This is a genomic window from Mycobacterium fragae, assembly GCF_002102185.1.
Lineage (GTDB): Bacteria > Actinomycetota > Actinomycetes > Mycobacteriales > Mycobacteriaceae > Mycobacterium > Mycobacterium fragae.
In genome coordinates this window covers 23095-43770 of the sequence record NZ_LQOW01000002.1, presented here as the reverse complement: position 1 = coordinate 43770, position 20676 = coordinate 23095, and the positions used below count along the sequence as shown (strand labels likewise).

19 protein-coding genes are annotated in these 20676 nt (G+C 66.4%); 16 read left to right on the top strand and 3 right to left on the bottom strand.

The genetic code is table 11. From position 1 onward, the window contains the following. Positions 1–3: 3 nt before the first annotated feature. Positions 4–627 carry a sensor domain-containing protein gene (locus AWC06_RS00230; protein ID WP_085193222.1) on the bottom strand — a complete coding sequence of 208 codons (624 nt, stop codon included), beginning with the start codon at positions 625–627 and terminating at the stop codon, positions 4–6. Between the two features lie 56 nt (positions 628–683). Between AWC06_RS00230 and AWC06_RS00225 the strand changes: the two genes are divergently transcribed. The 4 genes from AWC06_RS00225 to ligA all read left to right on the top strand — a co-directional run bounded on the left by AWC06_RS00225 (position 684) and on the right by ligA (position 4684). Beyond that, entirely contained in the window at positions 684–1697 is a 1014-nt protein-coding gene (locus tag AWC06_RS00225) for a uroporphyrinogen decarboxylase/cobalamine-independent methonine synthase family protein (RefSeq protein WP_085193220.1), read from the top strand. Between the two features lie 67 nt (positions 1698–1764). Further along, entirely contained in the window at positions 1765–2259 is a 495-nt protein-coding gene (locus AWC06_RS00220) for an SRPBCC family protein (protein ID WP_085193218.1), read from the top strand. Then, complete coding sequence (locus AWC06_RS00215; protein WP_085193216.1) at positions 2256–2576, top strand: ArsR/SmtB family transcription factor; 321 nt, start codon at positions 2256–2258, stop codon at positions 2574–2576. Before AWC06_RS00220 ends, AWC06_RS00215 begins: the two co-directional genes overlap by 4 nt. A 29-nt stretch (positions 2577–2605) precedes the next feature. Continuing rightward, positions 2606–4684 (top strand): NAD-dependent DNA ligase LigA, encoded by a 2079-nt coding sequence (gene ligA / locus AWC06_RS00210; protein ID WP_085193214.1) that lies wholly within the window; start codon positions 2606–2608, stop codon positions 4682–4684. A gap of 1 nt (position 4685) precedes the next feature. Here the strand turns inward: ligA and AWC06_RS00205 are convergent, their stop codons facing one another. Further along, positions 4686–5195: a hypothetical protein gene (locus AWC06_RS00205; protein ID WP_085193404.1), complete on the bottom strand. Its 510-nt coding sequence runs from the start codon at positions 5193–5195 to the stop codon at positions 4686–4688. Positions 5196–5294: 99 nt separating this feature from the next. On the opposite strand from AWC06_RS00205, the gene AWC06_RS00200 reads away from it, so the two are divergent. The 3 genes from AWC06_RS00200 to AWC06_RS00190 all read left to right on the top strand — a co-directional run bounded on the left by AWC06_RS00200 (position 5295) and on the right by AWC06_RS00190 (position 9417). Further along, on the top strand, positions 5295–5903 hold the full coding sequence (locus tag AWC06_RS00200) for a TetR/AcrR family transcriptional regulator (RefSeq protein ID WP_139819833.1): 609 nt from the start codon (positions 5295–5297) through the stop codon (positions 5901–5903). 161 nt (positions 5904–6064) lie between these two features. Next, a complete protein-coding gene (locus AWC06_RS00195; protein ID WP_139819828.1) occupies positions 6065–6511 on the top strand; it encodes an MmpS family transport accessory protein in 447 nt (148 codons plus the stop codon). After that, positions 6508–9417: an MMPL/RND family transporter gene (locus tag AWC06_RS00190; protein WP_085193210.1), complete on the top strand. Its 2910-nt coding sequence runs from the start codon at positions 6508–6510 to the stop codon at positions 9415–9417. The genes AWC06_RS00195 and AWC06_RS00190 overlap by 4 nt, the downstream gene beginning before the upstream one ends. On the opposite strand, the gene AWC06_RS00185 is transcribed toward AWC06_RS00190, so the two are convergent. Then, positions 9414–10073, bottom strand: a complete 660-nt coding sequence (locus tag AWC06_RS00185) for an ACT domain-containing protein (RefSeq protein WP_085193208.1) — start codon at positions 10071–10073, stop codon at positions 9414–9416. The two genes, AWC06_RS00190 and AWC06_RS00185, sit on opposite strands and share 4 nt — an antisense overlap. Before the next feature lie 130 nt (positions 10074–10203). Between AWC06_RS00185 and gatC the strand changes: the two genes are divergently transcribed. From gatC to hypE, 9 genes are all read left to right on the top strand, one after another. Beyond that, positions 10204–10503 carry an Asp-tRNA(Asn)/Glu-tRNA(Gln) amidotransferase subunit GatC gene (gene gatC, locus AWC06_RS00180; RefSeq protein WP_085193206.1) on the top strand — a complete coding sequence of 100 codons (300 nt, stop codon included), beginning with the start codon at positions 10204–10206 and terminating at the stop codon, positions 10501–10503. Beyond that, on the top strand, positions 10500–11984 hold the full coding sequence (gatA, locus tag AWC06_RS00175; RefSeq protein WP_085193204.1) for an Asp-tRNA(Asn)/Glu-tRNA(Gln) amidotransferase subunit GatA: 1485 nt from the start codon (positions 10500–10502) through the stop codon (positions 11982–11984). The genes gatC and gatA overlap by 4 nt, the downstream gene beginning before the upstream one ends. A 43-nt stretch (positions 11985–12027) precedes the next feature. Further along, complete coding sequence (locus tag AWC06_RS00170; RefSeq protein ID WP_085193400.1) at positions 12028–13059, top strand: ATP-dependent 6-phosphofructokinase; 1032 nt, start codon at positions 12028–12030, stop codon at positions 13057–13059. 369 nt (positions 13060–13428) lie between these two features. After that, complete coding sequence (locus AWC06_RS00160; protein ID WP_085193398.1) at positions 13429–14121, top strand: PAS and ANTAR domain-containing protein; 693 nt, start codon at positions 13429–13431, stop codon at positions 14119–14121. Between the two features lie 10 nt (positions 14122–14131). Next, a complete protein-coding gene (gatB, locus tag AWC06_RS00155; protein ID WP_085193200.1) occupies positions 14132–15640 on the top strand; it encodes an Asp-tRNA(Asn)/Glu-tRNA(Gln) amidotransferase subunit GatB in 1509 nt (502 codons plus the stop codon). Between the two features lie 210 nt (positions 15641–15850). Then, entirely contained in the window at positions 15851–18166 is a 2316-nt protein-coding gene (gene hypF / locus AWC06_RS00150; protein ID WP_085193198.1) for a carbamoyltransferase HypF, read from the top strand. Beyond that, a complete protein-coding gene (locus tag AWC06_RS00145) occupies positions 18163–18879 on the top strand; it encodes a HypC/HybG/HupF family hydrogenase formation chaperone (protein ID WP_085193197.1) in 717 nt (238 codons plus the stop codon). Before hypF ends, AWC06_RS00145 begins: the two co-directional genes overlap by 4 nt. Continuing rightward, the gene (locus AWC06_RS00140) at positions 18872–19525 is read left to right on the top strand and encodes a D-sedoheptulose-7-phosphate isomerase (protein ID WP_085193196.1); all 654 of its coding nucleotides are present in this window, start codon (positions 18872–18874) and stop codon (positions 19523–19525) included. The genes AWC06_RS00145 and AWC06_RS00140 overlap by 8 nt, the downstream gene beginning before the upstream one ends. Beyond that, entirely contained in the window at positions 19525–20637 is a 1113-nt protein-coding gene (hypE, locus tag AWC06_RS00135; protein ID WP_085193194.1) for a hydrogenase expression/formation protein HypE, read from the top strand. Before AWC06_RS00140 ends, hypE begins: the two co-directional genes overlap by 1 nt. Positions 20638–20676: the final 39 nt, after the last annotated feature.

Here is a 20676-nt window from a genome sequence, read left to right as displayed (position 1 = left end):
GGTCTAGCCCGGCACGTTGGCGGCGATGTTCGTTATCACGATGTCCGACACCGACTCTGGAAACCCGCAGTACGTGACCTCGATCAACACCATCGACTTGACCCGGTAGTCGCGCCCGCAGCCGCCGGGTCGAGTGTGCAGCGACCGGCGGTCGGCGCTCCAGTCGCCAACGAAGGCGTACCCGGCCGACGTGGTGGCGCAGTCGCGGACCGTTGCCACCAGGGCGTCGAATGTCCGGCGGGCGGTGCCGGCATCGCGATAGGCGGCGACGCCCTCCGAGATCAGCCCGCCGCGAGGCGGGTACTGGAACGTGGTCTTGTGGAACTCGTCGATGTCGGGCCCGAAGGTGACGGTTTCGGCGTACACGAACCGGCAGGCTGGCGGCGTCGTTTCCGCGAGAGTGTCGATGTCCACCGGGGACTTGCCGTCCATCGACGGGATGATGGTCAGGCGCTCGCCGCCGCCGGTTATCGCCTGCATCCGGGAGTGGTCGAGCAGCACCCGGTCGACGTCGACGGCCGAAGCGCTGATCGTGCCCGGAAATGCCGGCACAGCCTCCCCGTCGACCATCCGCGTGCAGCCCGCGGCCAACAGGGCCGCGCAACACAGCAGCAGCGCTCGCGACATATCTCTCCGGGTTCCCTGCATCGAGCGTAGCCGCGCAGCGCCAGTACGTTTGGCCGGTGAGCGCTTTCGCAACGGCCAGCGGCGCCGGATCATGGCCCGGCACCGTCGCACGAGCGGCCGCCGAGGTCGTTGTCGGTGAGCTGGGTGGCGCGCTGGCCCACATTGTCGAGTTGCCGGCCAGGGGAGTGGGCGCCGACACAATCGGACGGGCAGGCGCGCTGCTGATCGATGTGGCCATCGACACGGTGCCCCGCGGTTACCGCATCACGGCACGACCCGGCGCGGTGACGCGCCGAGCGGCCAGCCTGCTCGACGAAGACATCGACGCGCTGGAAGAGGCGTGGGAGACGGCAGGCCTGGGCGGCAGCGGCCGCGCCGTCAAGGTGCAGGCGCCGGGGCCCATCACGCTGGCCGCCGAGTTGGAACTGGCCAATGGGCACCGGGCGATCACCGATGTGGGCGCAGTGCGAGACCTGGCCGCGTCGCTGGCCGAAGGCGTGGGCATGCATCGCGCCACGGTGTCGCGCCGCCTCGACACGCCCGTGGTTGTGCAATTCGACGAGCCGTCGCTGCCTGCGGCCGTGGCCGGGCGGCTGACCGGGGTGACCGCGTTGACCCCGGTCCCGCCGATCGACGACGCGTTGGCCACCACCTTGCTCGACGCCTGTGTCGCCGCTGCAGGCGCCGACGTGGCGGTGCACAGCTGTGCGGCGGAACTACCGTGGAAAGTATTGCAGCGCAGCGGTATTGCGGCGGTATCCGTGGATGCCACCACGCTTCGGCCCGCTGACCTGGACGCCATCGCGGAATTAATCGAATCGGGCCGCACCGTCATGCTGGGTGTCGTGTCGTCCAGCCCGCCACAACGGCGGCCGTCGGTGGAGGAGGTCGCCGCCGCCGTCGTAGCGGTCACCGACCGCCTCGGATTCAGCCGGTCGGCGCTGCGCGATCGCATCGGCATTACCCCGGCGTGTGGACTGGCCGCGGCGACCCCGCAGTGGGCGCGCACCGCGATCGCGCTGGCCCGGCGGGCCGCCGAGGCGTTCGCCGACGACCCCGACGCCATCTAGAAAGCGCAACCGAAAGGTTGCGCAAAGCGCGCCTCGTGCTGTACGTTACGCAACCAGGAGGTTGCATATGAGTACCGATCGAATCGAGAAGCAGGTGGTGTTGCGTGCGCCGCTGGACCGGGTGTGGCGGGCGATCAGCGACTCGGATGAATTCGGCCGTTGGTTCGGCGCCCGGTTCGACGGGCCATTCGTCGCCGGGTCGTCGGTCACCGCGACGATCACGCCGACAACCGTCGACGACGAGGTCGCCGAGCTGCAGCGGCCGCATGCCGGGGCGAAAGCCACGTGGCAGATCGTGGCTGTAGAAGCGCAGCGTCGGTTCGCCTACCGCTGGCACCCGTACGCGGTCGAGCCGGGCGTCGACTATGACCGCGAGCCCACCACACTGGTGGAGTTCACTCTGTCGGAGACGCCCGACGGCGTGTTGCTCACCATCGTCGAATCCGGATTCGACGCCATCCCCGAGGTGCGGCGCTCCACGGCGTTCGAGGCCAACAGCGGCGGCTGGGCCAAGCAGGTCGAGTTGGTGCGGAAGTATCTGACGCTGGGGCAGCGGGTGTGACGACGACGCTGGCGCCGGCACCACTATTCGACGCGCTGGGGGATCCGAACCGGCTGCGCATCGTCGTGCGGCTGTGCGACGGTGGTCCGAGCTCGACTTCCCAAGTGTCACAAGCGGTCCCGGTCACCCGCCAGGCGGCGACCAAGCACCTGGAGCTGCTGCAGGCGGCCGGGCTGGTCAGTAGCAGCCGCCGCGGCCGGGAGCGGATCTGGACACTGCAGACCCGCCCACTGGCCCAGGCCAGCGACTACCTCAACCAGCTGTCACGTCGCTGGGACGCCGCCGTCGACCGGTTGCGCGCCTACGTCGAGGAGTAGCTGTCACCGTCCTTGGATAACCTGCCAGGGTGAGCTCAGCAGAGGCTGACCCCGTCGCGCCCGAGATTCGGCGCCAATGGCGTGAACTGGCCGACGAGGTGCGCGAACACCAGTTTCGCTACTACGTGCGCGACGCGCCGATCATCTCCGACGCCGAGTTCGACGAGCTGTTACGCCGGCTGACCGCGCTCGAGGAACAGCATCCCGAACTGCGCACCCCCGATTCGCCGACTCAACTGGTCGGTGGCGCAGGCTTCGCCACCGATTTCACGCCCGCCGAGCATCTGGAGCGGATGCTGTCGCTGGACAACGTGTTCAGCGCAGAGGAATTCGAGGCGTGGGCGGCACGCACCCGCGCCGAGATCGGCAACGACGCGCATTATCTGTGTGAGCTCAAGATCGACGGTGTCGCACTGTCGTTGGTGTATCGGGACGGACGCCTGGTGCGGGCGGCCACCCGCGGCGACGGCCGCACCGGCGAGGACGTCACGCTGAACGCGCGAACCATCGACGACGTTCCGCACCGGCTCGCGGCCACCGGCGATTACCCGATACCCGATGTCCTCGAGGTGCGCGGTGAGGTGTTCTTCCGGCTGGCCGACTTCGAGGCGCTCAACGCCGCGCTGGTCGAGGACGGCAAGACGCCGTTCGCCAACCCGCGCAACAGCGCCGCGGGGTCGCTGCGGCAGAAGGATCCGGCGGTCACTGCGCGCCGCAAGCTGCGGATGATCTGCCACGGACTCGGGCGCAGCGAAGGATTCCAGCCGGCCACCCTGCACGACGCCTATCTGGCGCTGCGGGCCTGGGGGCTGCCGGTCTCCGAGCACACCACCCGGGTCGACGGGGTGGCCGGTGTACAGGAACGCATCGAGTACTGGGGTGAGCACCGCCACGACATCGACCACGAAATCGACGGTGTCGTAGTCAAAGTCGACGAGGTGGCGTTGCAGCGCAGGCTCGGATCCACCTCGCGGGCACCGCGGTGGGCGATCGCCTACAAGTACCCGCCGCAGGAGGTGCAGACCAAGCTGCTGGACATCCGGGTGAACGTGGGGCGCACCGGCCGGGTCACGCCGTTCGCGTTCATGACACCGGTGACGGTGGCCGGGTCGACGGTTGGGCTGGCCACCCTGCACAACGCCGCGGAGGTCAAGCGCAAGGGGGTACTGATCGGCGACACAGTGATGATCCGCAAGGCCGGCGACGTGATTCCCGAGGTGCTGGGTCCCGTCGTCGACCTGCGCGACGGATCCGAACGCGAATTCGTCATGCCCACAACGTGTCCCGAATGCGGAACCAAGCTGGCTCCGGCCAAGGAGGGCGACGCCGACATCCGCTGCCCCAATGCGCGGTCCTGTCCGGCTCAATTGCGGGAGCGGGTGTTTCATGTCGCCGGTCGCGGTGCATTGGACATCGAGGGGCTCGGCTACGAGGCGGCCATCGCGCTGCTGAAGGCAAACGTAATCGCCGACGAGGGTGAACTTTTCAGCCTCACCGAGGACGACTTGCTGCGCACCGAGTTGTTCCGGACCAAAGCCGGCACACTGTCCGCCAACGGCAAGCGGCTGCTGGTCAACCTGGACACGGCCAAGAAACAGCCGTTATGGCGGGTGCTGGTGGCGTTGTCGATTCGGCATGTCGGGCCGACGGCTGCCCGTGCGCTGGCAACCGAATTCGGCAGCTTGGACGCCATCACGTCGGCCTCGACCGAGCAGCTGGCCGCTGTCGAGGGTGTCGGGCCGACCATCGCCGAGGCGGTCAAGGAGTGGTTCACGGTCGATTGGCATCGCGCCATCGTCGACAAGTGGCGGGCGGCGGGTGTGCGAATGGCCGACGAGCGTGACGCGAGCGTGCCCCGCACCCTGGAAGGGCTGACCATCGTGGTCACCGGCTCGTTGACCGGCTTCTCCCGCGACGACGCAAAGGAAGCCATCGTGACGCGGGGCGGCAAGGCCGCGGGCTCTGTGTCGAAGAAGACGGATTACGTCGTCGCCGGTGACTCGCCCGGATCGAAATACGACAAGGCCGTCGAGTTGGGCGTGCCCATCCTCGACGAGGACGGATTCGTAAAGCTGTTGGCCGAAGGGCCCGACGGGCAACCAGGCTGATTCACGGCAGCAGCGGCAGCCGCCACAGCGGCATGCTGGGTTCGAGCAGCCACAGCCTGGTCGCGGTCAGGCGTATCAGCCGCAGTGTGCCGATGATGAGCAGGGCGGCCATCGGCAGGTCGCCCAGCAGGGCGGTCAGCACCGAGAGCCGGAAATCGTTGGGCCCGGCGGTCATGATGTCGAACCAGGCATCGCAGATCAGCAACACCGCGGTGGCAGATGCTGTGAGCAGCATCAGTTGTCGGCGAAGTATGCCGAGAACGATGGTGGCCGTCATGAGGGCGAGCAGCAGCAAGTCGAAGCCCACCCAGGTGGCCGGCCAGTCGCGCACCAGGTAGTTCGCCGGCAGGGCCAGCGCGAGATACACGATCCAGGGGATCAGCACGATGGTGCCGCCGATCATGAGTCCCAGCCACCCCAACCGAAGCCGCTGCGCCCGCGCCGGCGGTATCAGGTCATCGAGGGGCCGCTCGAGTCGCCGGATCAGCTGCTGCCGCTCCTCCGGGGACATCGCGGCGATCTGGGCATCGGATAACGCGGTCACACTTGATCGATACCACCTTTGGTTTGCTCGGTGCGGACGGGCCGTGAAATACCCGGCTGCCGGGCTATCGTGGGCGCTGTGACCCAGATTGCCGATCGGGCCGCGGAGTCTTCGCCGTGGTCGCCGCGAGAAGCCGAGTTGCTCGCGGTGACGTTGCAGCTCCTGCAGCAACACGGCTACGACCGGTTGACGGTGGACGCGGTCGCCGCCACCGCCCGCGCCAGCAAGGCCACGGTGTACCGGCGCTGGCCGTCGAAGGCCGAGTTGGTGTTGGCGGCGTTCATCGAAGGCATCCGCCAGGTCGCGGTTCCGCCCGAAACCGGAACCCTACGAGGCGACTTGCTGCGGCTGGGGGAGCTGGTGTGTCAGGAGGCCCGCGAACACGCCAGCACCATTCGCGCGGTGCTTGTCGAGGTGTCGCGCAACCCCGCGCTCAACGACGTGATGCAGCACCAGTTCATCGACCAGCGGAGAGCCTTGATCCGCTATGTCCTGCACCAGGCGGTCGACCGCGGTGAGATCAACGCCTCAGCGATCAACGACGAACTCTGGGACCTGCTGCCCGGCTACCTCATATTCCGGACCATCATCCCCAGCCGGCCCCCCACCCAGCGAACCGTGCAAGCCCTCGTCGACGACGTCGTCATCCCAAGCCTGACTCGGCCCGCCCGATAAGCCCTCGCTGCTCGCCAGCACCGCTCGAGATGCGCCGCGGTCATCCTCTTGATAGTGTCCGGTCCCGTACCGTACTGTTATAGCGGTCTCGCTGAGCGCCAAGGGCAGGATCGTTGACCTGACCCGAGATGTCGCGTGGCCAGCTATCGAAAGGCTAACGGGTGAACAAGAATTCACTTACTAGCTTGGCCCGGCGAGGCTGGATTGTCTTGGTCGCTGTGGCGGTGGTCACGCTGGCGGGGTTCGCTGTCTATCGGCTGCACAGTGTCTTCGGCTCACACGCCACCACGTCGGCCGCCAATGGCATCTCCAACGAGATCGTCCCTTTCAACCCCAAGCATGTGGTCTATGAGGTCTTCGGCAATCCCGGAACGACGGCCACGATCAACTACCAGGACGTTCATGCCGCACCGCAGCGAGTTGACCATGCGAGCCTGCCGTGGAGGTACGAGATAACAACCACCGACCCTGCGGTCATCGCCAACCTGGTTGCGCAAGGAAACGGCAGCACACTCGGCTGCCGGATCGTCATCAATGATGTCGTCAAGGACGAGAGGATCGTCAACGCGGTGAACGCCTATACCTTCTGCCTGGACAAATCCGGATGAGCAACCAGCACGAGCGGCGGCCTTTCGTCGCGCACACCATCCGCCGGCTATCAGTGCCGATCCTGCTGCTCTGGCTGGCCCTCGCCGCGATCTCGAATGTTCTTGTACCGCAATTGGAGACCGTCGGCGAAGCTCACAACGTGGCGATGAGCCCTCCGGAGGCGCCATCGCTGCAGGCGATGAAGCACATCGGAAAAGTCTTCCACGAGTTCGATTCCGACAGTTCGGCCATGATCGTCCTGGAAGGCGACAAGCCTTTGGGGGCCGACGCCCATCGGTTTTACGACAGGTTGATCGGCAAGCTCAAGCAGGACACGAAGCACGTACAGCACGTCCAGGACTTCTGGGGGGACACGCTGACCGCGGCCGGTTCGCAAAGCACCGATGGCAAGGCCGCGTATGTTCAGGTGTTCCTCGCCGGTAATCAGGGCGAGGCCAAATCTATCGAATCCGTCGACGCCATCCGCGACATCGTGGACCATACGCAGCCGCCCAAAGGCGTCAAAGCCTATGTCAGCGGCGCGGCACCTCTTATCGCAGATCAGTTCCAACAGGGCAGCAAAGGCACCGCAAAGGTCACCACGATCACGGTCGGGGTGATCCTGCTGATGCTGCTTTTTGTCTACCGGTCGGTCATGACCTCGGTCCTGGTTCTTCTCACCGTCCTCGTTGAAATGGCTGCCGCGAGAGGGCTTGTCGCCTTCCTTGGCAATGCCGGGATCATCGGGTTGTCGACGTACTCGACGAACCTGCTCACGTTATTGGTCATCGCCGCCGGGACGGACTACGCGATATTTTTCGTTGGCCGTTATCAAGAGGCGCGCGAGGCCGGGGAAGATCGCGAAACCGCTTACCACACCATGTACCGCGGGACCGCCCACGTCGTTTTGGGCTCGGGGCTGACCGTCGCGGGTGCGGTGTTCTGTCTTACCTTTACCCGGCTCCCGTATTTCCACAGCCTGGGCGTTCCCGCCGCGCTGGGCATCCTTATCGCTCTGGCGGCCTCGCTCACCCTGGCGCCGGCCGTGCTTACCATCGGCAGTTACTTTGGGCTCCTCGACCCGACGCGCGCTATGCGGACTCAGGGATGGCGGCGGATCGGCACGGCAATCGTCCGCTGGCCCGGACCCATCCTCGCGGTAGCGTCCGCGATCGCACTCGTCGGGCTGCTCGCCCTGCCGGGATACAAGACAAGTTACGACATTCGCCCGTACCTGCCGACCAGCTCTCCCGCCAATATCGGCTATGCGGCTGCGGAGCGGCATTTTTCTCGGGCCCGGTTGGAGCCCGAACTGCTGATGATCGAGACCGATCACGATATGCGTACTCCCGCCGACATGCTCATCTTGGACAGGGTGGCCAAGGGCGTGTTCCACGTGTCTGGAATCGCCCAGGTTCAGGCCATGACCAGGCCCTTGGGAACGCCGCTCGACCACAGCTCGGTAGCGTTTCAGATCAGCCAGCAAAGCGTCAGCCAGGTCATGAACCTGAAATATCAGAAAGACCGCGCGGCCGACTTGCTCCGGCAGGCCGGCGAGCTGAGGAAAACTATCAACATCTTGCAGCAGCAATATGCCCTGCAGCAGCAAACCGCCGCCGCTACGCACGAGCAGACCCAAAGCTTTCACAACACGATCGACACGATCAATGAACTGCGCGACAAAATTTCGGATTTCGAAGACTTCTTCAGGCCGATTCGCAGTTACTTCTATTGGGAGAAGCACTGTTTCGATATTCCAGTGTGCTTCGCGTTGAGATCTGCCTTTGAGGCGGTCGACGGTATCGATCAGCTTAGCGACCAATTCCAAAGCATCACAGCATCTTTGGATAAGCTGGATGCGCTCCAGCCACAACTGGTTTCGCTGCTACCTCCCCAGATCGAGAGCCAACTTACGAATCTTGAACTGATATTGTCGAACTACGCCACCAACTCGGGGATCAACAACCAGTCGGCGTTTGCAAACGACAACCCGGCCGCGATGGGGCAGGCCTTTGACGCCGCCAAAAACGACGATTCGTTCTACCTCCCACCGGAGGTTTTCAACAACCCCGATTTCAAGCGCGGCCTGAATTTGTTTCTCTCGCCGGACGGCAAGGCTGCTCGCATGATCATCACCCATGAAGGTGATCCCGCGACCCCGGAAAGCATGGCACATGTCGAGCCGATCAAGCACGCGGCGCACGAGGCCGTGAAGGGCACGCCGTTGGCAACCGCCAAGTTCTATCTCGGCGGAACCGCGGCGACCTACAAAGACATCCAAGACATGGCTAAGTACGATCTGATGATCGCCGGCGTCGCCGCACTCAGCCTGATCCTGCTGATCATGATGATCATCACGCGAAGCCTGGTCGCCGCGCTCGTTATCGTTGGCACAGTGGCACTTTCGCTGGGCGCCTCGTTTGGGCTGTCCATACTCGTCTGGCAGTACATTCTTGGCATCCAGTTGTATTGGGTCGTGCTTGCGCTGGCCGTCATCCTGCTGTTGGCGGTGGGATCCGACTACAACCTGCTGCTGATCTCGCGGTTCAAGGAGGAGATCGGCGCCGGACTGAAGACCGGCATCATCCGTGCCATGGCCGGCTCCGGTTCGGTGGTGACCTCTGCCGGTCTGGTGTTCGCCGTCACCATGTGTACGTTCGTGTTCAGCGGTTTACAGGTTCTCGGTCAGATCGGGACCACCATCGGCTTGGGGCTGTTGTTCGACACGCTGATCGTGCGGTCGTTCCTGACGCCGTCGATCGCAACGCTTTTGGGTCGCTGGTTCTGGTGGCCTCTACGAGTGCGTCCCCGCCCGGCCAGCCAGATGCTTCAGCCCTATGGATCGCGCCCCGCCGTTCGTCAACTGCTGCTCTGGGAAGACGAGGACGAGACGGCGACGACCGAATTGCCTGTGGCCGGCCGTTAGTGCAACAGCGTCCCTACGATGCCGGCCAGATAGCCCAGGCGCGCGACCTCCGACGGCCGGAACACCGGGCCGCCGGGCCGGCCCAGCAACACCGCCGTGTCCGCGGCGCCCAGTGGCGCGGCGACCAGCGTGGTCTCCAGATCGCGCCACACTTGGGGCACCCATTCGTCGGTGCCGTCGAGGGCGGCGGCATGTTCGATCGGCATCCACGGCGCCGCGGCCGGCTGGGTTTCCGGCGCGCCTGCGCTGCCGGCCACCAGGCGAAGGCCGGGCGGTGCGCTGCGCAGCACCGCACACCAGCCCACCCGCAGCACCCGGGGCGCCTCACCGACCAGCACCTTCAGCTTGGCCGCGGTGTCGCCGGCTGCCGCGACGTGGTCGATGAGCTCCAATTCGCGATGCGCTTCCAGCAGCCCGGTGTGGGGGCGCAGGCTATCCACCCGCACACCGCTGAGCGCCTCGGCCGCCGTGATCAACGTGTCGGGCATCGCCCTGGCCGGTAACTCGACGACGAGATCGTCGATCGCGTAGCCCGACCCGCGCTCGACCACATCCAGCGACAGGATGTCGGCTCCCACCGAGCCGAGCGCCACGGCCAGCGAGCCCAGGCTGCCCGGTCGATCGGCCAGCTGCACCCGCAGCAGATATGAAGCCACGCGCACACTGTCGCACAGCAACGCGGCCGCGGCATTTCGGCGGTCCGCCCGCCGAGTGTGATGCCAGCTTCACGCTGGGCGCCGAGTGTGACACCAGCTTCACGCTCGTGGCTCGGTACGCTTCTGCTTCGTGTCCCAGATCTCTCGTGACGACGTCGCTCACCTGGCCCGGCTGGCCCGGTTGGCGTTGACCGACGCCGAGCTGGACAGCTTCGCCGGCCAACTCGACGCGATCCTTACGCACGTCAGCCAGATCCAGGCCGTCGATGTGACCGGCGTCGAAGCGACCGACAACCCGCTCAAGGACGTCAACGTCACCCGTCCGGACCAGACCGCACCGTGCCTGACCCAGCAGGAGGCGCTCGCCGAGGCGCCTGCAGCGGTCGACGGTCGCTTCGCCGTCCCGCAGATCCTCGGGGAAGAGCAGTGACGGAGATCATCCGGCTGGACGCCGCCGCGCTGGCCGCCAAAATCGCAGCCAAGGAACTCTCGTCGGTCGAAATCACCCAGGCGTTCCTGGACCAGATCGAGGCAACCGACCAGCGCTACAACGCCTTCCTGCATGTCACAGTCGACAAAGCGCTGGCCGCAGCCCAAGCCGTCGACAAGGCGCTGGCCGCCGGTGAAGCGCTGCCATCCCCGCTGGCCGGGGTGCCCTTGGCCCTCAAAGACGTGTTCACCAGCGTCGACATGCCGACCACGTGCGGGTCGAAGATCCTCGAGGGCTGGCGTTCCCCTTATGACGCCACGGTCACCGCGCGGTTGCGAGCTGCCGGCATCCCGATCCTGGGCAAGACGAACATGGACGAGTTCGCGATGGGCTCCTCGACCGAGAACTCCGCCTACGGCCCGACCCGCAACCCGTGGGACACCGAACGGGTACCGGGCGGCTCCGGGGGCGGCAGTGCTGCGGCGCTGGCCGCGTTCCAGGCACCGCTGGCCATCGGAACCGACACCGGCGGCTCGATCCGCCAGCCGGCCGCGCTGACCGCGACCGTCGGCGTCAAACCCACGTATGGCACGGTGTCGCGCTACGGCCTGGTGGCCTGCGCGTCGTCGCTGGACCAAGGCGGCCCGTGCGCACGCAGCGTCCTCGACACCGCACTGCTGCATCAGGTGATCGCTGGACACGACGCCAAAGACTCCACATCCGTGGATGCCGAGGTGCCCGACGTTGTCGGCGCCGCCAAAGCCGGCGCAACAGGCGAGCTGCGCGGTGTGCGCATCGGCGTGGTGCGCCAGCTGCATAGCGGCGAGGGATATCAGCCCGGTGTGCTGGCATCCTTCAACGAGGCCGTCGAACAGTTGACCGCGCTCGGCGCCGAGGTGACCGAAGTCGATTGTCCCCATTTCGATCACGCGCTGGCCGCCTACTACCTGATCTTGCCGTCGGAGGTGTCGAGCAACCTGGCCCGCTTCGACGCGATGCGTTACGGGCTGCGAATCGGCGACGACGGCACGCACAGCGCCGAGGAGGTGATGGCGCTGACCCGCGCCGCGGGGTTCGGCCCGGAGGTCAAGCGGCGCATCATGATCGGCACGTACGCGCTTTCGGCGGGCTACTACGACGCCTACTACAACCAGGCGCAGAAGGTGCGCACGCTGATCGCGCGTGATCTCGACGAGGCCTATAAATCTGTCGACGTACTGATATCGCCGACCACCCCGACCACCGCGTTCCGGTTGGGGGAGAAGGTCGATGACCCGCTGGCGATGTATCTGTTCGACCTGTGCACGCTGCCGCTCAACCTGGCCGGCCATTGCGGAATGTCGGTGCCGTCCGGCTTGTCGCCGGACGACAACCTGCCAGTCGGACTGCAGATCATGGCGCCGGCGCTGGCCGACGACCGGCTCTACCGGGTGGGCGCGGCCTACGAGGCCGCCCGCGGGGAATTGCCCAGCGCGATTTAGCGTGTGGTCGCCACTGACGCGACCGACCCGGCAAGATGAGGACATGCGCATCGGAGTTCTCACCGGAGGTGGCGACTGTCCAGGACTCAACGCGGTCATCCGGGCGGTGGTGCGCACCTGCGACTCCCGCTATGGGTCGTCGGTGGTGGGATTCCAGGACGGGTGGCGCGGTCTGCTGGAGAACCGGCGCATCCAACTACACAACGACGACCGCAATGACCGGCTGCTGACCAAGGGCGGCACGATGCTGGGCACCGCTCGGGTGCACCCGGACAAGCTGCGGGCCGGGCTCAACCAGATCAAGCAGACCCTGGACGACAACGGCATCGACGTGCTCATCCCGATCGGCGGCGAGGGCACGCTGACCGCCGCGCACTGGCTGTCCGAGGAGAACGTCCCCGTCGTCGGCGTGCCCAAGACGATCGACAACGACATCGACTGCACCGACGTGACTTTCGGTCACGACACGGCTTTGACGGTGGCGACCGATGCCATCGACCGGCTGCACAGCACCGCCGAGTCGCACCAGCGGGTGATGCTGGTCGAGGTGATGGGCCGGCACGCCGGCTGGATCGCGCTCAACGCCGGGCTTGCCTCCGGTGCCCACATGACGCTGATCCCCGAACAGCCCTTCGATGTCGAAGAGGTGTGCCGACTGGTCAAGCGACGCTTCCAGCGCGGCGACTCGCACTTCATCTGTGTGGTCGCCGAGGGTGCGAAGCCGGTGCCGGGTTCGATGATGCTGCGCGAAGGGGGGCTCGACGAATTCGGGCATGAGCGGTTCACGGGGGTGGCCGCGCAACTGGCGACCGAGGTGGAGAAGCGCATCAACAAGGATGTGCGGGTGACTGTGCTCGGCCATGTGCAGCGCGGTGGCACGCCCACCGCCTACGACCGCGTGCTGGCCACCCGGTTCGGAGTCAACGCGGCCGACGCCGCGCACGCCGGCGAGTACGGCCAGATGGTCTCGCTGCGCGGCCAGGACATCGGACGCGTACCGCTGGCCGAGGCGGTGCGCCAGCTCAAGCTGGTACCGCAGAGCCGCTACGACGACGCGGCGGCTTTCTTCGGCTAGTGCCGGGCGTTGAGGAGGGTGAACAGCTCAGAAGTTGTCCTGTCGCGTAACGAATACGTGTAACGTAACGGCTATGGCTGTGCTGGTGACCTGCAGCGTTTGTGGCGTCGGCTTCCACGCCAGATCCGACGCCATCTACTGCTCGGCAGCATGTCGGCAGAAGGCGCACCGGGCGCGGATTGCACGGCGGCTTGCCGCGTCGGCCGTTCGACCGGAGGTCGCCCGCACAGTTCAACGCGCTCGGGAGGAGCAGCGCCGAGCCCGCGAATTGTGTCGCGCGGCGGCCGACGCGCTCCGGCAGAGTGTCGCGTCGCAGCGCCGAGTCATCGCCAGCCCATGGGTGACGCCGACCGCCACGGAGCGCGGGTGATGTCCGCCGAACTCGACGGTCAAGCAGCCGCAGCCGAAGAGGCTCTCGCCGGCACCCCACAGCGCGCCGGATGGTTCCGCTTCTACTTCGAAGACCAACACTGGGAATGGTCGGAGCAGGTAGAGCGCATGCACGGCTATGAGCCCGGGACCGTCGTACCGACCACCGAGTTGGTTCTGTCCCACAAACACCCCGAAGATCGGCAGCAGGTGGCCGCAACCATCGACGAAATGCTGCACACCCACAGCGCATTCAGCACGCGACACCGCATCATCGACACCGCCGGCGCTGTGCATCACGTCGTCGTCGTGGGCGATCAGCTCACCGACCACAACGATGTCGTCATCGGCACTCACGGCTACTACATCGACATCACGCCCACAGCCGACCAGGCCATCATCACCGCCAAGGTCGCAGAAATCGCCCAGCATCGCGCCGTGATCGAGCAGGCCAAGGGCATGCTGATGCTGGTCTACGGCATCGACGCTGACGCCGCATTCGATCTACTCAAGTGGCGATCTCAAGAAACCAACGTCAAGCTGCGGCGGCTCGCCGAACAGATCGCCGAGGACTTCTGCGCCGTCCGCGACAAAGTCATCGGGTCGCGGTCCAGCTTCGATCATCTTTTGCTGACGGCGCACGCGCGCGCAGTCGAAGGCGGTGAAACGGCGTCGGCCACGGCACACGATTAGGATCGACCGCATGACGCTTGCCGCGGCCGAGCTGCTCGACTACGACGACGTCGTCGCACGCTACGAGCCGGTGCTGGGGTTGGAAGTGCACGTCGAGCTGTCCACCGCCACCAAGATGTTCTGCGGCTGCGCAACCGCGTTCGGCGCCGAACCCAATACCCAGGTATGTCCGGTGTGCCTGGGTCTGCCGGGTTCGCTGCCGGTGCTGAACGAGGCCGCGGTGGAATCGGCGATCCGGATCGGGCTGGCGCTGAACTGCGAGATCGTGCCGTGGTGCCGGTTTGCCCGCAAGAACTACTTCTACCCGGACATGCCGAAGAACTACCAGATCTCCCAGTACGACGAGCCGATCGCGATCAACGGCTTCCTCGATGTGCCGCTCGACGACGGCACCACCTGGCGAGTCGAGATCGAGCGCGCACACATGGAGGAGGACACCGGCAAGCTGACCCATGTGGGCAGTGAAACCGGCCGGATCGAGGGCGCCACCGGTTCGCTGATCGACTACAACCGCGCGGGCGTGCCGCTGATCGAGATCGTCACCAAACCCATCACGGGAACCGGCGAGCGCGCGCCGCAGATCGCGCGGGCCTATGTGACTGCGCTACGGGATCTGTTGCGGGCGTTGGGCGTATCCGATGTGAGGATGGACCAGGGCTCCATGCGCTGCGACGCCAACGTATCGCTGAAGCCGATCGGCGCCGAACAGTTCGGCATCCGCACCGAGACCAAGAACGTCAACTCGCTGAAAAGCGTTGAAGTCGCGGTGCGATATGAAATGCGCCGTCAGGGTGCGGTTCTGGCATCCGGAGGCCGAGTCACCCAAGAGACGCGGCACTTCCACGAGGCGGGCTACACCAGCCCCGGCCGGACCAAGGAAACCGCCGAGGACTACCGCTATTTCCCGGAACCCGACCTGGAGCCCATCGCGCCCAGTCGCGACCTCGTCGAGCGGCTGCGTCACACCATTCCTGAGCTACCGTGGTTGCGCCGCAAGCAAATTCAGCAGGAATGGGGTGTTTCCGACGAGGTAATGCGCGATCTCGTCAATGCCGGCGCCGTCGACCTGGTGATCGCGACCGTCGAACACGGCGCCTCGAGCGAAGCAGCCCGCGCCTGGTGGGGCAGCTTCCTAATGCAAAAGGCCAACGAGGCCGGCGTCGCGCTCGATGAGCTCGCGATCACACCGAAACAGGTCGCCGCGGTGGTGGCGCTGGTCGACGAGGGCAAGCTGTCCAACAAACTGGCCCGTCAAGTCGTCGACGGCGTTCTGGCCGGCGAGGGCGAACCCGAACAAGTGATGACGGCGCGGGGATTGGCCGTCGTGCGCGACGATTCGCTGATCCAAGCGGCAGTCGACGAAGCCCTGTCCGCCAACGCCGATATTGCGGAGAAGATTCGCGGCGGCAAGGTCCAGGCGGCCGGCGCAATAGTCGGCGCCGTGATGAAGGCGACCAAGGGCCAGGCCGACGCGGCGCGGGTGCGCGAGCTCGTGCTCAAAGTTTGCGGCCAGGCCTAGCAGCCATCACGCGAACGGTTGGCATGTAGCTGCCGAGCGCCGAATCCTTCAGCACTATCCAGCGTGCGCGCCTACGATGAGTTTCGTCGGGGTTTGCCGTGGTTAACAGAACGGTGTGATCGCGACGTGTGCTGAGTGGGATACCAACCGAAGCGGTGACGAAGTCGAGCCACCCGGCTGTATGCGGCCCGGGGGCGCTTGGCGGGCAATATGACCGACACCTCGCTGATGCTGCGACCGGACGACGTTCGGCAACGGTTCACCGTGACCGGCGTCGTCCAAGGGGTGGGGTTTCGGCCGTTCGTCCACCGCATCGCCAGCGAGTTGGGCCTCGCGGGATTCGTCGGCAACGATTCCGGCGCGGTCTTCATTGAGGTGCAGGGGCCGCTCGCCCGCATTGACGAATTCGCCCGGCGGCTGCGCGCCGACGCGCCGCCGCTGGCACGGATCAACGCCGTCGACGTCGTTGACGTCGCCGACGTTGACACCGGCACCGGCAACGGCTTTCGCATCGTCGACAGCCAAACCGCCCCCGGAGCCACCACGCCGATCCCGCCCGACATCGCGGTGTGCGACGAATGCGTCGCCGAGTTGTTCGACCCGGCCGACCGGCGTTACCGGCACCCGTTCATCACCTGCACCAATTGCGGGCCGCGATTCACCATCATCCGCGCCCTGCCCTATGACCGGCCCGCCACCACCATGTCCGGGTTCGCCATGTGTGCGCGCTGTGCAGCCGAGTACCACGATCCGGCCAACCGCCGGTTCCATGCGCAGCCGATCGCCTGCCCGGACTGCGGGCCGTCGTTGTGGTTCTCCTCGGGAACCGAGCGAATCGACGGAGCCGGCGCCGCCTTGGCCGCCACGCAGCGAGCCCTGGCCGAGGGCGCTGTCGTTGCGATCAAGGGCATCGGCGGCTACCACCTGGCATGTCGCGTCGACGACGAGGCGGCGGTCGGTGTCCTGCGGACGCGAAAGGCCCGCGGCGCCAAGCCATTCGCGATGCTGGTCGCCAATCTCGATGTCGCTCGCCGCTACGCGTATATCGACGACTGCGAGGCGGCGGTGTTGTGCAGTCCGGCCAGACCCATCGTGTTGCTGCGGCGCCGTCCGGACGCACCGGTCGCCGACGGGGTCGCGCCCGGCAGTCCACTGCTGGGCCTGATGCTGCCGTATTCGCCCATTCATCACCTGCTGCTGGATCCGGCTCCCGACGCGTTGGTGCTGACCAGCGCCAACCGCTCCGACGAGCCCATTTGCTTCACCGAAGACGGTGCTGCGCAACGACTTCCGATGCTCTGCGATGCCGTGCTCGACCACGACCGGCCGATCCACGTGCCGTGCGACGACTCGGTGGTGCGCGTAATCGACGACGGGGAACTGCCGATCCGCCGTTCCCGTGGCTACGCCCCGCTACCCGTCGACCTGGGCCACGACAGCCCGGCCGTGCTGGCGGTCGGCGGCGAACTAAAGAACACGTTCTGTCTCACCGAGGGCTCCCGCGCCTATATGTCCGGGCATATCGGCGACATGGAAACGCTGGAGACGCTGCGCGCGTTCGAGCGCGCGGTCGGCCAGCTGAGCGAAATACGCGGCGAGCCAGTGCGATTGGCCGCCGACCTGCATCCGGGATATCAGACCCGCAGTTGGGCGGAACGCCATGTCGGTGAGCGCCCGCTTGATCTGGTCCAGCATCACCATGCCCACGTCGTCTCGCTGCTGGCCGAGCACGGACGGTTGGGCGAACCGATCGTCGGGGTTGCCTTCGACGGCACCGGCTACGGCTGCGACAAAACCATCTGGGGTGGCGAGATTCTCGCACTCGGGCAGGACAGTCACCGTTTCAGCCGGGTCGGGCATCTGCTGCCGGTGCCCTTGCCGGGCGGTGACGCCGCGGTGCGCAACCCGTGGCGGATGGCGCTGTCGCAGTTGTGGATGGCGGGCATCGACTGGACGCCCGACCTGGCGCCGGTCACCGCCGGCACGTCTGCCGAATTACGGGCCACCCGTTCGCAATTGGAGACCGCCGTGGGCTGCGTGTCCTGTTCGAGCATGGGCCGGCTGTTCGATGCCGTCGCCTCCCTGCTCGGGGTGCGCCACCGGATCGATTACGAGGGCCAGGCGGCCATCGAACTCGAGGTATTGGCCGAATCGGTCGACGAGCCTTTCCAGCTGCGCCTGCAGGTGCGCGACGACGCGGTGATCGACCCGCGCGGCATGATCGGCGAAATGGTCGCGGCGCTGCGCGCGGGCGCCGAGCCCGCGGTGTTGGCGGCAGGATTCCACCAAGCGGTGGCGGTCGCGGTCGCCGACGTGGTCGGTGCGGTCGCCGGCGACGTGCGGTTGGTGGGCCTCACCGGCGGGGTGTTTCAGAACGTGCTGCTGCTGCGCGCCTGCCGTCGGCTGTTGGAGCAGGCCGGGTTCGAAGTGCTGACCCATCGAATGGTTCCGCCGAACGACGGCGGGCTGGCGCTGGGCCAAGCGGCGGTGTCCATGCTGACCGCGCTGGAGGAGGCGCGATCATGACGATCACCGCCATCGACCGCGGGCTCGGTGCCGACCTGGCCGCCGATCTGGCTGCCACCGCATTCACTTTGGCCAAACGGTTCGCGGCGGGCGCCACCATGTGGTCGATCGCTCCCGGCTGGGAGCCTCATGCCCTGCACATCGCCGTTGAGTTCATTCATCCGGTGATCGTGGGCAAGCGGGCGCTGCCCGCCGTGGCGATCACCGGGCCCGACGTGGTCGACGTGGTGCGGGTCTCGGTGCGGCCGGGCGACATCGTGGTCGGCGTAGGCGGTGCCGACAACTCGGAGGTGCGGTCCGTGATGCGTCGATGCCCGGCCTGGGGTGGGACCACCGTTTGGATCGGTAGCGGTGAGCGGCCCGCGGCGGGAAGTGCCGACCATGTGCTGTGGCTGGACGACCCCGACCCCAAGGTGCCGGCGACCGGCGGGTTCGTGCTGTTCTACCACCTGCTGTGGGAGCTGACCCATGTGTGTTTCGAGCATCCGGGCCTGCTGAAGGAGGAATGCGCCGACGACGTCTGCGTCACCTGCAGCGACGAAGGCCGCCTAGGCGAGGTGGTCAGCGCATCGGCGGACGGCATGGCCTCCGTGCGCACCGCCAAGGGTGTCGAGACCGTTGCGACCACGTTGGTCGACCCGGTCGCCGCCGGCGAGCTCGTGCTCGTACATGCCGGGACGGCCATCAGCAAAGTGAGCGGTGCAGATGACTGACGAACCGACCAATTTCCTGTATCCGTTCATCGACGCGCAGGAACACGACCCCACGTCGCTGCTGGCCGACCTGACCGCGTCAGCTGAGGCCAAGGCCGCCGAGAGCCTGGCATTGCGCCGCTCCACCCTGGAAGAAAACAGCGAACTCATCGCCACGGCGGGCGCCGAGATGGCTCGCCGGTTCGCCGCCGGGGGAAGGCTTTTCACGTTCGGCAACGGAGGCAGCTGCACCGACTGCACGACGCTGGCGCGGCTGTTCGCCCGCCCGCCGGACGGCACGCCGTTGCCGGCCTGGTCGTTGACGGCCGATCAGGCGATCATGACCGCGCTGGGCAACGACGTCGGATTCGAGCTGGTTTTCGCCAGGCAGTTGATCGCCCGCGGAAAAGCCGGGGACATTGCCATCGCGATGTCGACCAGCGGCAGTTCGCCCAACCTGATGGCGGCCCTGGCCGAAGCGCGCAGGCGCGACATCTACACGATCGGCTTCGCGGGATACGACGGCGGCGCGTTTGCGAAAAGCCCGGATGTCAACGCTTGCTTCGTCGTTCGCTCGCAAAGTGTGCACCGGATCCAGGAGTCGCAAGCGCTACTGGGTTATCAGCTGTGGTTGACGGTCCATGAGCAGATGGGGGCGGTTGTCTGATGGCGAAATCGGCGAACGAGTACCTGGCCTCGGGCCCGCGTTTCGGCGAGGGCGAGGTGATCGAGCGCATCGAGTCATTTCGCCGGCGCCGGCCGCGGTTACTCGACGACCACGTGACGCTTGCGCACGGCGCCGGCGGAAAAGCCTCGGCCGCTTTGGTCGACGCGGTGTTCATGGAGGCATTCCGCAACCCGCTGCTCGAATCGCTCGGCGACGGCGCGGTGATCGACCTGCCCGGCGGACAGCGGCTCGCGGTATCCACCGATTCATTCGTCGTGCAACCCAGGCGGTTTCCCGGTGGTTCGATCGGCGAACTCGCGGTGCACGGCACCTGTAACGACTTGGCCGTTGCCGGCGCTGTGCCGCAATGGGTTTCGGCTGCATTCGTGCTCGAAGAGGGCTTCGCGATCGCCGAGCTGAAGGAGATCGTCGCCGACATGGCCGCGGCGGCAGAAGCCAGCGGAGTGCAGATTGTCACCGGTGACACCAAAGTGGTGCCCAACGGCGCAGCCGACGGCCTGTTCATCACGACCACAGGCGTCGGCGTCATTCCCGAGGGGCGGCAGCTGTCTGCGGCATCGGTGCGTCCCGGCGACAAGGCGCTGTTGTCGGGATCGATGGGTGATCACGGAATGGCGGTGATGCTGGCCCGCGGTGACCTGGCCATCGAGGCCGACATTCACTCCGATACCGCCTCGGTGAGCCCGCTGGTCGAATCGTTGTTGGCGGCAGCGCCGTCGACCCGCTGGCTGCGCGACCCGACCCGCGGCGGGGTCGGCACCGTCTGCAACGAACTGGCTCAGGCCTGCGGACTGGGTGTACTGCTCGAAGAAGACCGCCTTCCGGTGCAGCCGATGGTTAGCGGCGCCTGCGAATTGCTCGGGATCGACCCGCTCTACGTCGCCAACGAAGGCAAGTTCATCGCCGTCGTCGCGCCCGATGAGGCCGAGGCGGGGCTGGCGGCGCTGCGCTCGCATCCCCTGGGCGCCGAGGCCGCCGAAGTCGGCGAAATCGTCGCCGAGCCCGCTGAAACCGTCGTTGTGCGAACCGGATTCGGCGGTACCCGGATCGTCGACATGCTCGTCGGCGACCCGCTGCCGAGGATCTGCTGAGGCGTGGCGATCGCAAGCGCGGCGAAGCCGGGCGCAGCG

Excerpts from the sequence above, each read along its gene's own strand:
- AWC06_RS00230 (WP_085193222.1), bottom strand. The coding sequence starts at position 627 with ATGTCGCGAGCGCTGCTGCTGTGTTGCGCGGCCCTGTTGGCCGCGGGC.
- AWC06_RS00220 (WP_085193218.1), top strand. The coding sequence starts at position 1,765 with ATGAGTACCGATCGAATCGAGAAGCAGGTGGTGTTGCGTGCGCCGCTG.
- AWC06_RS00205 (WP_085193404.1), bottom strand. The coding sequence starts at position 5,195 with ATGTCCCCGGAGGAGCGGCAGCAGCTGATCCGGCGACTCGAGCGGCCC.
- AWC06_RS00190 (WP_085193210.1), top strand. The coding sequence starts at position 6,508 with ATGAGCAACCAGCACGAGCGGCGGCCTTTCGTCGCGCACACCATCCGC.
- AWC06_RS00170 (WP_085193400.1), top strand. The coding sequence starts at position 12,028 with ATGCGCATCGGAGTTCTCACCGGAGGTGGCGACTGTCCAGGACTCAAC.
- AWC06_RS00160 (WP_085193398.1), top strand. The coding sequence starts at position 13,429 with ATGTCCGCCGAACTCGACGGTCAAGCAGCCGCAGCCGAAGAGGCTCTC.
- gatB (WP_085193200.1), top strand. The coding sequence starts at position 14,132 with ATGACGCTTGCCGCGGCCGAGCTGCTCGACTACGACGACGTCGTCGCA.
- hypF (WP_085193198.1), top strand. The coding sequence starts at position 15,851 with ATGACCGACACCTCGCTGATGCTGCGACCGGACGACGTTCGGCAACGG.
- AWC06_RS00145 (WP_085193197.1), top strand. The coding sequence starts at position 18,163 with ATGACGATCACCGCCATCGACCGCGGGCTCGGTGCCGACCTGGCCGCC.
- AWC06_RS00140 (WP_085193196.1), top strand. The coding sequence starts at position 18,872 with ATGACTGACGAACCGACCAATTTCCTGTATCCGTTCATCGACGCGCAG.
- hypE (WP_085193194.1), top strand. The coding sequence starts at position 19,525 with ATGGCGAAATCGGCGAACGAGTACCTGGCCTCGGGCCCGCGTTTCGGC.